14 protein-coding genes are annotated in these 14,125 nt (G+C 50.9%); 10 read left to right on the forward strand and 4 right to left on the reverse strand.

Annotation, left to right across the window (positions count from 1 at the left end; translation table 11 throughout):
• Nucleotides 1-11: 11 nt before the first annotated feature.
• From ACZ50P_RS05795 to ACZ50P_RS05810, 4 genes are all read left to right on the forward strand, one after another.
• Entirely contained in the window at nucleotides 12-452 is a 441-nt protein-coding gene (locus ACZ50P_RS05795; protein WP_464117639.1) for a hypothetical protein, read from the forward strand.
• Nucleotides 453-473: 21 nt separating this feature from the next.
• Nucleotides 474-2,495, forward strand: coding sequence for an ATP-dependent helicase (locus tag ACZ50P_RS05800; RefSeq protein ID WP_464117638.1), 2,022 nt, complete (start codon nucleotides 474-476; stop codon nucleotides 2,493-2,495).
• 203 nt (nucleotides 2,496-2,698) lie between these two features.
• Nucleotides 2,699-3,886, forward strand: a complete 1,188-nt coding sequence (locus ACZ50P_RS05805) for a hypothetical protein (protein WP_464134201.1) — start codon at nucleotides 2,699-2,701, stop codon at nucleotides 3,884-3,886.
• A gap of 3 nt (nucleotides 3,887-3,889) precedes the next feature.
• Nucleotides 3,890-4,108 carry a hypothetical protein gene (locus ACZ50P_RS05810; RefSeq protein WP_464134203.1) on the forward strand — a complete coding sequence of 73 codons (219 nt, stop codon included), beginning with the start codon at nucleotides 3,890-3,892 and terminating at the stop codon, nucleotides 4,106-4,108.
• On the opposite strand, the gene ACZ50P_RS05815 is transcribed toward ACZ50P_RS05810, so the two are convergent.
• The gene (locus tag ACZ50P_RS05815) at nucleotides 4,094-4,756 is read right to left on the reverse strand and encodes an RluA family pseudouridine synthase (protein WP_464134205.1); all 663 of its coding nucleotides are present in this window, start codon (nucleotides 4,754-4,756) and stop codon (nucleotides 4,094-4,096) included. The genes ACZ50P_RS05810 and ACZ50P_RS05815 overlap by 15 nt on opposite strands.
• Nucleotides 4,757-4,887: 131 nt before the next feature.
• On the opposite strand from ACZ50P_RS05815, the gene ACZ50P_RS05820 reads away from it, so the two are divergent.
• From ACZ50P_RS05820 to ACZ50P_RS05835, 4 genes are all read left to right on the forward strand, one after another.
• Complete coding sequence (locus ACZ50P_RS05820) at nucleotides 4,888-5,145, forward strand: hypothetical protein (RefSeq protein WP_464134207.1); 258 nt, start codon at nucleotides 4,888-4,890, stop codon at nucleotides 5,143-5,145.
• Nucleotides 5,146-5,226: 81 nt separating this feature from the next.
• Nucleotides 5,227-6,156: a ParA family protein gene (locus ACZ50P_RS05825; protein ID WP_464117633.1), complete on the forward strand. Its 930-nt coding sequence runs from the start codon at nucleotides 5,227-5,229 to the stop codon at nucleotides 6,154-6,156.
• 11 nt (nucleotides 6,157-6,167) lie between these two features.
• Nucleotides 6,168-6,719: a hypothetical protein gene (locus tag ACZ50P_RS05830; protein ID WP_464134209.1), complete on the forward strand. Its 552-nt coding sequence runs from the start codon at nucleotides 6,168-6,170 to the stop codon at nucleotides 6,717-6,719.
• A 4-nt stretch (nucleotides 6,720-6,723) separates the two neighbouring features.
• Nucleotides 6,724-7,056, forward strand: coding sequence for a BolA family protein (locus ACZ50P_RS05835; RefSeq protein ID WP_464134211.1), 333 nt, complete (start codon nucleotides 6,724-6,726; stop codon nucleotides 7,054-7,056).
• A gap of 193 nt (nucleotides 7,057-7,249) precedes the next feature.
• On the opposite strand, the gene ACZ50P_RS05840 is transcribed toward ACZ50P_RS05835, so the two are convergent.
• Entirely contained in the window at nucleotides 7,250-7,711 is a 462-nt protein-coding gene (locus tag ACZ50P_RS05840) for a hypothetical protein (protein ID WP_464134214.1), read from the reverse strand.
• A 107-nt stretch (nucleotides 7,712-7,818) separates the two neighbouring features.
• The gene (locus tag ACZ50P_RS05845) at nucleotides 7,819-8,079 is read right to left on the reverse strand and encodes a hypothetical protein (protein WP_464134215.1); all 261 of its coding nucleotides are present in this window, start codon (nucleotides 8,077-8,079) and stop codon (nucleotides 7,819-7,821) included.
• A gap of 205 nt (nucleotides 8,080-8,284) precedes the next feature.
• Between ACZ50P_RS05845 and ettA the strand changes: the two genes are divergently transcribed.
• The gene (gene ettA, locus ACZ50P_RS05850; protein ID WP_464117625.1) at nucleotides 8,285-9,955 is read left to right on the forward strand and encodes an energy-dependent translational throttle protein EttA; all 1,671 of its coding nucleotides are present in this window, start codon (nucleotides 8,285-8,287) and stop codon (nucleotides 9,953-9,955) included.
• Between the two features lie 6 nt (nucleotides 9,956-9,961).
• Complete coding sequence (locus ACZ50P_RS05855) at nucleotides 9,962-10,810, forward strand: DUF4010 domain-containing protein (protein WP_464134218.1); 849 nt, start codon at nucleotides 9,962-9,964, stop codon at nucleotides 10,808-10,810.
• Between the two features lie 10 nt (nucleotides 10,811-10,820).
• Here the strand turns inward: ACZ50P_RS05855 and ACZ50P_RS05860 are convergent, their stop codons facing one another.
• Nucleotides 10,821-14,048: a beta strand repeat-containing protein gene (locus tag ACZ50P_RS05860; protein WP_464134220.1), complete on the reverse strand. Its 3,228-nt coding sequence runs from the start codon at nucleotides 14,046-14,048 to the stop codon at nucleotides 10,821-10,823.
• Nucleotides 14,049-14,125 lie beyond the last annotated feature (77 nt).

Below are 14,125 nucleotides of genomic sequence, written 5' to 3' on the forward strand. Positions count from 1 at the left end.
AGGAAGAAACCATGTCGATGAATACCCTGCCACCCGTCGCGAAATCCTTTTTTGCGTTCTGTAAAAAATGTGATGCTGATAGATACCACGTTGTTTTGGCTCACACTTCAGCGACTTCCGCAAAAATCAAATGCGAAATCTGTGGCTCTCAAAAGACGTATTCTCTTCCTAAAGCTCAGACGAAGACAGGCAAGCCATTGACTGGTGCCGCTGCGAAAAAGCGCGAGCAGACAATGAGTTCACGTAAATCCAGCCACCGCAACGAATACGAAATGCTGATGGCGAATGAAAACGCAGCCACCGCGACTTACAATATGAAGGGCAAGTTCGAAAAGAACACCAAGCTTCAACATCCTAAGTTCGGTATGGGTTTCATCAAGGATGCATTGACTGATAAAATTGAAGTTGTGTTTGAAGACGAAGTTCGTACTTTGATCCACAATCGTCAGTAGTTTTTGAAAGAATAAAAATTAATGGATTGGTTTAAGGGGCTCAACCCCGAACAACAAAAGGCCGTGAAGCACAACTTCGGGCCTTTGTTAATTTTGGCGGGGGCCGGTTCAGGCAAGACAACAGTTCTGGTTTCCAGAACCGGGCGACTGATTTCCGAGCGTGTGGCACAGGCTCAGGAAATCTGCGTGCTGACTTTTACCAACAAAGCCGCGCGCGAGCTGAAGCATCGCGTGGGGGCCAAACTGGGCAGCTCCGGCACGGGTATGTGGGCCGGTACTTTTCACTCCTTCGGATTGCAGATTCTGCGTCGGTTCCACAAGCATGCGGGACTTTCTCCGTATTTTGGCATTGTCGATCAAAGCGATTGCAATTCCATTGTTAAAGACCTGATCAAAGACATCAAAAATTCCGGCAAAGATAAGTTTGATGCCGACAAGATTTTGAACATGATCAATGATCGTCGTACGGGCATGGCCCCGCAGACGGAAGCTTTTGATGAATACCATGAGATGGTCGAAGTGCTGACGCCGAAGTTCACCAAGCGCCTGGAACATCTGGGTGTGGTGGATTTTGAGGGCCTTCTGATCAAGCCCATCACCTTGTTTAAAGAAAACCCCGACATTCTGGAGAAAGTGCAGGGGATGTTCACGCAGGTCATGGTTGATGAGTTTCAGGACACCAACCGCCTGCAGATGGATTTGATTGCTCAGATTGTAAAAAGCCACAACAACATTGCTGTGGTGGGTGACGATGATCAGTCCATTTACGGCTGGCGTGGGGCGGAGGTGAAGAATATTCTGAACTTCCCGCAGGAATTCACGCCCTGTGAAGTGATTAAACTGGAGCGTAACTATCGTTCTTCTGCAGAAATTCTGGCCGTGGCTAACGCCGCAATTTCCAAAAACAAGAATCGTCACGGAAAAATCCTGCGTCCGCAGGTCGCAGAAGACACTGGTCAGAAGCCAGAGCTGTTTATTCTGGAGCGGGAAGAGGACGAGTGTGAGTTCGTCGTCAGTGAAATTTTGAATTTCCAAAGGCAGGGCCATACCTACAAGGACATGGCCGTGCTTTATCGTTCCAACACGCAAGGGGGGCTGATTGAATCCTCATTGCGCCGGGCGAACATTCCTTACCATATTTCGGGCGGAACTTCGATCTTTGACCGTCGTGAGATCAAGGATCTGATGGCTTACCTGAAGCAGGCCCTGGCTCCGAATGAAGTGTCTCTTCGTCGTATCATCAATGTCCCTTCACGCGGAATCGGTGACACGACGATCGAAAAACTCGGTGAGTTTGCTTTGAAAAAACGCATCAATTTCGTTGATGCGTGCCGTTTCTGGCAAGAAGCAGGTGTGCAGGACAAAGCCGGTGCTGCGATTGAAGACCTGATGTTGTTCATTGAAAATCTTCCCAAGAATATTTTGGATTTTCAGGTGGGGTCTTCGCCGGGGGCCAAGATGGTTCAGATCTTCCAGGATATCGGTTATCGCGAGTACGTTTATGGGACGGCCGCGGATCCGACCAGTGCCGAAAAAAAATGGATGGTGGTCGAAATTTTAGGCCGTATTCTGGATTCCTATCTGGGTCGTCGTTCTTATGATGTGGAATGCATCAAGTCCTTTGTGGACTCAATGCTTCTGCGTGATGATCTGTCCGAAGAAGAGCTGGAAAATAAAGTTCAACTGATGACCTTGCATGCCTCGAAGGGACTGGAGTTCCCGGTGGTGATTCTGGCCGGCCTGGAAGAAGACCTTCTGCCGCATAAAAATCTGGGATCGGACATCGATGAAGAGCGCCGGCTGTTCTATGTCGGTGTGACTCGCGCCAAGAAACGTCTGGTGATGTCCCGCTGTCAGCAGCGCAAGCGCAATGGGGTTGTAAAACCTGTGGCGCCGTCGCGATTCCTGTTAGAGCTTCCCAAAGAGCTTTACACCGAGTTCCCCATGGGCGCACGCCCTGTGGTGGGGCAAGAACGCGAAGATCTTGTGGCAAGTTTCCTGTCCAAACTTGATAGCAAGCTTGGAAGTAACACCAAAAAATAAATCACCGTTCGCAAGCGCCGTTGAAACAACAGGCGCTGCAAACGTCCCGCTGTCAAGGCGTTCAACAAGTCTTCATCAGTAAAACCTCGTTCATTTGATTGCCGTCAGGATTTTGTCTGGCACCGTCTTCGCAGTTTTAAAAGCCCTATGGAGGCGGTAGCAAAGAGTGTCTCATTGTGAGACGCTCTTTCTGGTAAAGCAGTATGAAGATTTGGAATCTGAAAACATTGATGGCGACGATGTTATTAAGTCAAACCGTGAGTGCAGCGATGCCCCAGCTGAACTTACCGGAAACAGGCTGGCATGAAATCCCCCCGGTCTTTCAGCCTTATCTGACCAGCAAAGCTTCTCATCTGGAATACAATGCCGAATCTAAATTTCTGCGCCAGTTTCGGGTCAACCGCCTGATGGCCCGGGACAGTCATGTGGTGAATATAGATTGGAATAAAATTTCTGTCAGAGCCGATGCTCCTTGGGAAATAAGGCAATGTTGGGGCATTTTCGTCAGTGGAGGAGCTTGCGGCAAGAAGGTCGTTTCGCCGCTACCGACACACTATTCCGGCGAAGGGGAACTGGATTTGTTAAAATATGCCCGCCACGTGGCCTATCACAATGGTCTGGCGGTTTCCCGCGATGTCTTTGTAAATCTGATTCGTGACAGGGATGCTTCCAAGGGCGAGATGCGTAAGCGTATTATCGAAACCACTCGCGACATTCATAGAACATATCCTGATTCTTTGGCCACCATCCCCCTAGATCAACGCCAAGACATTGGGGTGTATCTGGTGTTGGGCATTGGTGGGGAAAAAAGCAAGAACGCCGCTTTGATCCAAAGGGCCGCCGAAGAACTGCGGCGGATGGGATTTGCATCTGAAATGCTGAGGGTCGATGCTGAGCTTGGCAGTGATTACAATGCCGTGATGCTAAAGCGGATGCTGGCGCAGCGCTTGCCAAGGCTGAAGAAAGTTGTGTTGGTGGCCGCGAGTAAAGGTGTCGCTGATTTTATCACCTTCTTCCTGAATCACGGTGAATCCCTGCCGTTGCAAGAACGTGAAAAAGTGAAGCTGATGGTGTCCCTGGCTGGAGTGATTCGTCCGTCGTTTGTTGCGAACTATGTGATGGAAAGCAAAGGTCTGATTCCACGGTTCGTAAAAACCACACTGACGGTGACGGGGCGATCCGAGACCAAAGAGGGTATTTCCTCTTTGGCTGAGGACCCTTGGCAAGGTCATGATCCAAAGACTGTTCAACGCCTTTTCCCGAATATGAAGTGGCTTAGCATGCCCGCCGTGCCCGAAGGCTTGGATGGGGTGACTCATCGCAGTTTGTGGGAAGGCTTTTTAAAAACCCCCAGTTACAGATTTGCGGAGGAAGCCTCGCCGATGGACTGACTGGTGGAGTCGGCGGCTTCGGTGTTGCCACCGGACACAGGCTTGCAAGAGCTGATCGTGCCGATTTATGGGCCGCATGCCATGGCTCTGGGGTATTACACGTCGAATTTGAAAGTGGCGCCCGTTGCCCATCGCAACACAGTGGATAAGGTGGTGCCAGAGGCGGGCGCTGAAATGCTCAGTGCGATCTTCAGGGCCCTGCCGACGTCACTGGTGGACTAGTCTCAAGAACTCTTCCGGCAAGGGGGCTTCAAAAGTTAAGGTGGCCCCCTCAAAAGTGATCACTAATTTTGCGGCATGCAGGAACATGCGAGAGGTCTGATATATTCCCGCCATGCGTTCATTGTACTTTGGATCCCCATATCGGGAGTCACCAAGAATAGCGTGTTTGGCCAAGGCCGAGTGCTTGCGAATCTGGTGCTGGCGTCCGGTTAGCAGGCGAACTTCCGCCAATGAAAAGTACATATTGGCTTGGGTGATGCGATACCGGGTTTGTGCGGGAACACGATCCTTGCTCATACCCTGGGGGTTCTTTCGCCCTTCGGCTTTGTCACTTAAAGGCTGATTCCATTCCAGCCAGTCGGAGCTGAAGGGCAGACTTCCGCGCAAAACAGCGTAATAAGTTTTCTCAGTCAGATGGTTCTGAAACTGCTCGGCCATTTTTCCGGCGGTGGTGGCGTCCTTGGCGACCAAGAGGACGCCGCTGGTTTCTTTGTCCAGGCGATGAACCAGGTGCAATTTGTCCAAGGGGACACCGAGCTGGCGATGCAGAAGGTGCAAAACATCATTGGCTTCGTTGTGAACAGAGACGCCGGCGGGTTTATCAATTGCAATCCATTTCGGACTTTGTGCCAAAATCGGCAGATTCACGGGAGCTCCTTCAGGAGGTATTTGTGTCTTGGGGAGCCAGTCTAGCCCGGGGGGTGATTGTTGGCAATATGGGGCAGCAAAGTGGTGCAGGGACTGGCGGCTTTGGCAAAATGAGAGGGGTGAGGTGATCTATGAACCCCAGTATTGATGAATTTCTAGAGTTTTTAGACAAGGAAGATGACACGGATTATGGGGACTTTAAGCGCGAGGTGGATCTGCACTTGGTCCATATGGCCGAGTCCCTGCGTCCTCTAAGTGCCGAGCAACGCTTGCAAATTCAGCGAATGCGAGAGCAATTACTTTGGTCCTACAAATTTGATATCGAAGAAATGCGCTCTCTTCTGCGCTACGAAGCCCAGCATTTGGAGGGCGCTCCCGAACCCCGATAACGAGAAGGGTCAGGTTGGTGCGCTGCGTGTTTTCAAGGCAAAAACTCGCTTGTACGCTTGAGGGACTGATGGAGGTCTTTCATGTCCACTTTGGCGCAACAAGAGTTTTGCATCACTCTCAGCGATTTAGCCTCCTTCATGGAGCTGGCTCCCAATCAAGTGAAGGCCAAGGCTGAAGTGGTTCTGCAAAAGAAATTGAAATCCCCATGGCTTCTTCCGGAAGAGGTCCGCACTCTGCTGTTGGCAGAGGGTTATAAATATCCTCAGAAGGTGATTTCCATCCAGATGCTGAAGGGTGGGGTGGCCAAGACCACTTCAGTTCTGAACATGGGTTTGCGTGCGGCTATGTACGGCGCACGTGTGTTGTTCATTGATCTGGATCAGCAGGCAAACCTGAGTTTCGCCCTGGGAGTTGAGGACGAAAGTCTTCCGGTGTGGGTGGATGTGGTCGAAAAGAAAAAGAACATCGAAGAGTGTGTTCGCTTTGTTGAGCCGCACGTCGATCTGATTCCGTCTAGTTTGAATAACTCAGTGCTGGATCGTGTCCTTTTGAACTCCAATCGCAACTGGGCTCAGGCTGTGAAGGCCCCGTTAGAAAAAATCAGACACCGCTACGATTTGATTTTGATTGATACCGCCCCCGCACTGAGCGCCACCAATACCGCTGTGACCGTGGCTTCGGACGAGGTCATTTTGCCGGTGAACCCGGATAAGTTTGCGTTTTTGGGGTTGCAAAAGAACTTAAGCGAGCTTGAGGATATTAAGGCGGACTTCGGTCTTGGGTTTAAAAAGAAAGTTCTCTTTACCAAGTTTGACGGTCGTGAGAACTTCAGTCATGAGCTTTTACAAAAGTGCATTGAGTCTTTTGAAGATTCTCTGATGAAGGGGTATATTCGAACTTCTTCCGAGGTGAAAAACACCGTGCGTTCTGGAAAAAGTCTTTTTGCCGGAAAATCTCCGGTAAAATCCGATTATGATTTTGTGACCCGCGAAATGCTGGGATTTGTTTAAAAGGAAGTGTCATGCCAGAGATCAAAGATTACGACGGAAAAAAGAAGCACCAACATTCCAAAAAACGTCGCCCTCATCATGAGGCGCAGACGCAAGAGATCATGGCTGATGCCGAGGAAATTCAAGCCGAAGCTGCTGTGACGATGGAGGAAGCTCAGGAAATCAACACGGAAGCTCAGAACGAAGGCGTCAAGGCACAAGAGACTGTTCTGGAAGCCAAGGACATGATTTCTGAAGGAGCGCCGGTCTTTGCGGAAGAAACTCCGGAATATACAAAATCGGAAGAACCGCAGAAGATTCATCTGGATTTCTACGGCAGTGAGATGATCCGTCAGAAGGCTCCCAAAGTCATGGAATTGGCGGACTCTGTGGCCGATGAGTGGGTGAAAGACGGGCAGTTTGAAGGTCTGCCGGTGGGAAATCCTCTGGCGCAGGTCGCTGCGGCAAAAGCTTTGCGCAAAGCCAAGGACGTGGAAAAGAAGTTGGAAGAAAAAGGTGTCTTTGCCATGGCGAAAATGGGCATTGATCTGATCAAGTCCAAAATCGACAAAAGAAATCACTAGGTCCATGTCATCTCGAGAACAAAGAATTCGTGATATCTTAAGTCAATCCCTGGCTCCGCTGGAGCTGGGGGTGGAAAACGAAAGTCACATGCACTCAGTCCCACCCAACAGTGAGACTCACTTTAAGGTTTTGGTGGTTTCGGAGGTCTTCGAAGGCAAATCCCGCATCGACCGTCAAAGGCTGGTGAATGAACTTTTAAAGTCTGAACTTCAGACAGGTCTGCATGCGCTGACTCAAAAAGCCCTGACTCCGAAAGAATGGGAAGCTCAAAAAGACACCTTGAACTTCGTCAGTCCCGAATGCCTGGGCGGAAGCAAGCACGATCGTCGGTCCTAGGGCGCCGGTTTTGGCTGGGTCTTGGGGCTGTCTGAAGCTCTGGGGCGCGCCTTCCGGGCTCGGTTGCCGCCGCCTTCGGCGGTTCGTGCCGTCGTGGCGTCGGCAAAGGCCCCTGCCGCTTCAAACATCCCCAAGCCCCAGCCAAAACTTGCCAAGCATGATGATGTGCTGGACTCAGGCTGAAATCTTCGACTTATTTGATTAGAGTTAGTTTCACGACCTTCTTTCTGTTGGATTGGGGGAAGTTGATTTTTGCTGATGTGCGAATGGCTTTAATGAAGCCGGGATTGTTTTTAGCGCGACATCTGGAGATGTCGAGAGTGATTTCTGAGAAGGACAGATAGTCCGGGGCTTCTTTTGCACTCACGACCTTGGCACAAGTTAAAGCGTTGATATTTACTTTAGTGTTGGGGCTGCCACAGCCGACATTTGTTGGCACTTTATATGCCGCTGTCCACTGTTGTAAAGCCGGCCCTTGGGGCAACCCGTAGCATCCGATAATAGGTGCACGCTCGATAAAGAACGCATCAGGCTCAGAGCCTTCTGATTGAATATCTTGCACGACGAGTGCCACGCGGGTATTGGCGTCAACCGTTGCGTGAGATGTTGAGCCTATCAAGGAAAGTACAAAAAGAACTGCCGGTGCAATACGCATACAAATCCCTTCTTATGAAATTTGCACAAGTATTGACCAATTTGCAGATGAGAGGCCCTAAATTATTTAGAGTTTGCGTGAAAACAAGGTCCAAAAAAGGAAGCGAGTTATTCGTCGAACTGATTCAGTTTGGATTTAAGCTCACCCAACAGACGTTTGACTTCCTGCAGCTGTTCTTCGTCTGGAGAGATCTTATTAGCAGCTTCTTCGGTCAGGGTTTCCCAGGCATTGAGGGCGTGTTTCAGCTCTGAGTTCAGATTTCCGAACAGGGACTTTTTGGACGACGTCTCACGCTTCTCCGGTTTCTCCGGTGAATTCGGCGTGTCAGTATTCAAATTTTGCTGCCGTTCTAGGTTGCTGCCACTCATTAAATGCTAGTTTCTATCCGTTATTTTAAGCTGTTTGCTCACTTTTTAAACCGGAAATCCGATTTTTCTATCTGAAAGCGCGTCCTGCACTGGGGCCGATAGTCTGATAAATGGAACTCCATTTGACAAGCGTTTTTGGGCTGGTAGATTACTTCGCGTATATCAATACCATTGCCGAAAACGGTCTTTTTAGGAGTGTGACATCATGTCTCAAGAGATTATCTACACAATGAAGGGCGTAAGTAAAGTATATCCTCCACAAAGATATGTGTTGAAGGATATTTATCTTTCTTACTTCTATGGCGCTAAGATCGGCGTTTTGGGTCTGAACGGTTCTGGTAAATCCACTTTGCTTAGAATTATGGCAGGTGTGGACAAGGACTTCCTGGGTGAAGCGTTTCCTTCCAAAACAATGAAAGTCGGTTACTTCGAGCAAGAACCGCAATTGGATGAAACCCTGACTGTGAAAGAAAACATCTTCGCAGGCATGGGCGAACTTCCGAAAGTGATGAAAGAATACAACGCGATCAACGACAAGTTCTCTGACCCGGATCTGGATCCGGATGAAATGAACAAACTGATCGAAAAACAGGGTGTGCTTCAGGAAAAACTGGAGGCTTTGGGGGCTTGGGACGTCGATCAAAAGATCGAAATCGTTATGGACGCTCTTCGCTGTCCAGACGGGGATTCCCCGGTGACAAACCTTTCCGGTGGTGAAAAGCGCCGTGTGGCTTTGGCCCGTTTGATCATGTCTGAACCAGATATTCTTCTGCTGGACGAGCCGACGAATCACCTGGATGCGGAATCCGTGGCGTGGCTTGAACAATACCTGTCCAAGTTCCCGGGAACTGTTATCGCGGTGACGCATGATCGTTACTTCCTGGACAACGTGGCTGGCTGGATCCTTGAATTGGATCGTGGTGAAGGTATCCCTTGGAAAGGGAACTACACAAGCTGGCTTGAGCAAAAAGACAAACGCCAGGCGAACGAAGCCAAAGATCAGGCTCGCAAAGCGCGCACTTTGGAGCGCGAGTTGGACTGGATCCGTCAGGGGGCGAAGGCTCGTCAGGCGAAATCCAAGGCACGTATTTCCAACTATGAAAACCTGTTGAAAGAAGCTTCTCCAGAGAAAATCCAGGAGATGTCTATCTACATCCCACCAGGACCTCGTTTGGGTGATATCGTTGTCGAAGCAAAAAACATCACCAAGGCGTACAACCACAAAGTTCTTCTGGATGATGTCAGCTTCACGATTCCTAAAGGGGCTATCGTGGGTGTGATCGGGCCGAATGGGGTGGGTAAATCCACGTTGTTCCGTATGATCACGGGCAAAGAACAGCCTGATGGGGGCACTTTCAAAGTCGGTGACACTGTGAAGATCGCTTACGTTGATCAAACTCGTGAAACTCTGGATCCTAACAAAACGATCTATGAAGAGCTTTCCGGTGGGGCCGACGTGATCCAGCTGGGCACGCGTGAAATCAATGCTCGTCAGTATGTGTCCTGGTTCAACTTCTCGGGTTCTGACCAGCAGAAAAAAGTCGGTCAGTTGTCCGGGGGTGAAAGAAACCGCGTGAATATGGCTAAGATTCTGAAGCAAGGTGCGAACTTGTTGCTTCTGGATGAGCCGACGAATGACCTTGACGTGAACACCATGCGTGCGCTGGAAGAAGCCTTGCTTGAGTTCGGTGGATCTGCCGTGGTGATTTCGCACGATCGTTGGTTCCTGGATCGCGTCTGTACGCACATCATGGCTTTTGAAGGGGATTCAAAAATTGAGTTCTACCCTGGCAACTTCACCGAATACGAAGAAGACCGCAAACGCCGTTTGGGCGAAAATGCCGGTCCAAAACGTGTTCGCTTCAAAATGGTGTAAGGCCTGATGAAAAATCAGTGGGTGAGAGCAGGGTTATTCCTGCTCTTTCTTTTTGTTGCCTCTAAACTGGTGCCACCACATCCGGTAGACCCCTGGGGACTTTTCCGTCCTCAGAAGATTCTTTTTATGTTCTTTGCCCTTTCGGCCTTGCAGGTTGCAGGTGAGGTGCTGACTTTGTGGGTGGGACCTAGAGCGGGAATCATCATGACCGGATTTTTAGGCGGTATACTTTCCAGTACGGCCACTACGGTGAATTTGGCGAAGGAAAGTCACGAAGCCAACGGGTCTCAAACATTGCGGATGGCGGCCTTGCAAAGTGCTATTCTGGCCATGTTGATTCAAGCGGGGGTGTTGATCAGTGCCGGGGGCCTGGAGGCCTTCGAGCTGGTAGGACTTCACTTCGCCATCTTGGGTTTGATCACCGTGGCGTTGATTGCGCTGTTGTGGAGACGCAAATCGCGTCAGCCTCATCCTGCAATGGCTGGGACCGAGGACATTTTGGATGTAAAATCCTCGCTAAAACTCACAGTTTTCATCGTGCTGATTCTGGCGGCCTCCAAAATTGTGCAAGAGTGGGCCGGAGGTCAGGGATTGATGCTTCTGACGTTTATCATCTCGCTGTTTGAGGTGCACGGTTCATTGATTTCCACGTCCCAGCTTCTGGCCGCGGGTAAAATCGACGGAGCCCAATATGAGCGTCTGATCGAGACTTCTTTGCTGGCAAGTTACGTCTCGAAGTTTGCGCTCATAGCGGCGATTTCCAACCCGGGCTTCCGGAAACGAGCCTTGATGACTTTGGCGCCACCGATGTTATTTTTAATTCTGCATCTGCTCGGCTGGATTCATCTTCTGTAGTGTGAGCCTATCACTGTCCCACGCCCATCCATTTGACTGAAAAATTTGAAGTGTTGTGAATTAGGGCTGAGGCATTGCAAGTGGTGCTGTCAAAGGTGCCGAAGACACCTACGTAGACTCTAAAGCTGGTGGGAGTTGCGGCATAGATCGATGTGACCCCGGCTGAAAGCCAATGGCTTCCTCCAGCATTGAGTGTTGGGAAGTAATTAAAGATGGAGCTAAAACCGCAAGCAGTCGTGGAAACATCCTTGTAAGCACCACAGACGGGGACTCCTGGAGGATTTAAAGTATAAAAGACCCAGCCTCCGGTAGGCGACTCGCCGACACAGGCCCGCAGAGAGTTTCCTGAAGTGTCCTTCACGGCACCAAACATTTTTCCCATCACAGTAACGTCACCGCCGGAATCAATCTTCATGCGCTCTTGTCGAACCGTTGCTCCATTGGGTGTGGTTGAAAAACTGATGGCGGTTCCCTGGGCTGCTGCGGTGTGATTTTCCGTGGCCTTGAAGCTGATATTCGCCTGTGGAGGCCAAAGGTTCGTTGAGGGAGTCGAGGACTCAGACTTATAGGCGACGCCGGCAACTTCAGTTCCACTGGTTGGGTATGTGGTGGATCTCTGCACGACAAAGGGAGTGTCTCCATCCATCGTCAGATCCGCGTCCGGGGATTTCAAGTGTATGGTGGAAAGAGGGGTGGAAGTGCCAATCCCCACGTTTCCGCTACTGGTGATACGCACCTTTTCAGTGTCGGTTCCTGCGGTTGCGGTGAAGAAGCGGATATTGCCATTCACAGCAGTGTTGAAGTCTGTTTCCGCCGAAGACGTAATACGTGCACTGTAAGAGTGAGAGGCTCCGTCATAACCCCGGAAGGCCAGAATCCCGATGGTGTCATTGGCCAGAGCAGGATTGCGAGTCGTGGTGGTGCCACGGGATCGGGCCAGATTGATCTGCGGGATGGCGGTTTCGGAGTTCACGCCCTCCATGAACAGGTCATCTCCGTAATCAGTGCCATCCCCCACAATGTGAATTCTGCGGGTGGGGGAGGTGGTGCCGATGCCAATCAGGCCGTTGCTGTCCAGACGAAGGCGTTCCGTTCCATTGACACTAAAACCCAACATCCCGGTGCCCGGGAACATTCCAGTGCTACTGTAACCCCCAAAGGAATAGGAAGGATTGGCTGCGGTAAAAGATCCTCCGCCCAAGCGCATGAGAGGGCCAAAAGAACCATTCAAGCTCAATGAAGTGGAGCTCAGATCCATGGCCAGATTTCCGCCGGAAGTGAACTTCATGATTCCGCCGTAATTGGAAATCCCCGTGGAAGGACTGCTTGTAAAAGACAAAGAGGGAGCATTCCATGCACCATCCGAAAGATAAACTTTCCCGGCGCTGGTGATGTTGTAAGTACCCATATTTAGGTGAGTTGTGGCAGTGTGATTCCCCAGATTGTCGCCTACGGATGGAAGCAAGGCTGCGGGAATTTTTCCGGTGCCATCCAGTTCTACTAAGTTACCAGCAGACGTCCCGAAGTTTTTTGTGGCTGCGGTGCCGAGTCCGGATACTTGAGTGTTCGCAATGGCAATATCCGCGCAAGTAAAGGTGTCTGTGATGGCACTCCAATTCAAAGTTTTATTGGCCGTGGAGCAGGAGGCTGGCAGTTGTGTGTTGCCAGTGACGGTGGAGCGCAGCTCACCAAAACCAAGATACTGAACATTCCATTTGCTGGAATCATAAAGCAGCACCTGCCCCAGGGAGGGAGTGGTGCTTGCCACGGGGACCCCTTGAATCTTTTCAACTTTCGAATTACTAAGCCCCGCTGTGGACGTGACATCTCCGGCCAGATTTGGAAGGTCGGTGGCGGTGACATTGGAACCACTGGTGATCAAGCCTTTCGCATTCACGACCACTTTGCTGTAGGTTCCCGCTGTCACACCAGAATCATTGAGCGAAATTACCGGGGCTGTTCCCCCAGAACTTGCCAGGGGAGCAGACGCTGTGACGCCGGTGACGGTGCCCCCGCTGGTGGTGACTGTCGTCCAGGACAACTGGCCCGATCCGTTGGTGGTTAAAAGTTGACCGTTGGTGCCATCTGCAGCGGGAAGTGCGTAACTCGTGTTCTGTGATAACGTCGGCGCTTTCAATTCCACATAGTTGGTGCCTGAATAAACCCGCAGTCCGCTGGATGTCTGAATCAGGCCACTGGTGTTGATGGCGGTGCTTCCGCCGATGGTACCTGAAGTGATCGCACTTCCAGAGACCTTGCCAGCCGTTGTGATAGAGGCAAGCTTGCTGTCAGCAATGGCAGCACCTGCCGCGATGTCAGCGTCTATAATAGTGCCATCAGCGATTTTTGCGGATGTCACAACATCGTTGCTCAAGGTGACCGTTGCGGTCGGGGAGCCACTTGAAGTGACATCGCCAGAAAGACCCGTGAGGGCGCCCGAGGTGCCCTGGTCATCGGCAGGGGCCCACTTGGCCCCATCGTACTTCAGCACTTTGCCGGGACCAATTCCACTCATGTCCACGGCAACACCTTTGATTTTATCGACGCTGGTGGCAGCTTGAGTGCCACTGACGTCTCCGCTCAGGTTTCCTGTGAAGCCGGCGGCGCTGCCAGAAATATTTCCGGTAACATCGGTGCCGCTAACGGCCGGAGTGGTGCATTCAAAGGTCCCAGCAGGAGCGATATGGCGCAGATACTGACCCGCCGAGCAGAAAGGGAGTGATGCTTTAACAATAAAGTCAGCGGCGACATTCGTTCCCAATCGCTGAGCACTTTGGGCTATTTTGGCATGTCCTGCATACGGGACAGAGCGGATTTCGTTATCGGGAGTGATTAGCTTCCACCCTGTGCCGTCGTGAAACTGCACGCGTAAAAGACGTTTGTCATCGGCCACGGGGGTGTAATTACCGCCCCCTTCACAGGGTAATGTGGTGGTGTTGTCAAAGCTGTCGAGCAGCTTAAAGCCCGCTGCAGCAGGGTAGTTTTTTGTGCCCGTGCCGATGGGTACGTCAAAAACCCCGGCAGAGTTTCGCATGTCGATAGCACTGGAAGTTTCCCGGTAAAGGGCGCAGGTCCCCGTCGGATTCATGACGGTGAATTCAAAGCGAACCCCGTTGACTTCCAAGGCATCTCCTTGGGAGTTCTTGATGCGGCCCTGATAGGTCAGGGAGCCTGGGGTGGCCAAGGTAAATAGGGGTGCAAGAAATGCGATGAATGCAAGTACGTTCCGAATTTTCATAATAGACTTATCGGAAGTTTACGCTCCCATAGTAGTACTATTTGGTAATATGAGGCCTAGGCTGTCTTAGTTTGAAA

The organism is Bdellovibrio sp. CKG001 (assembly GCF_055397465.1).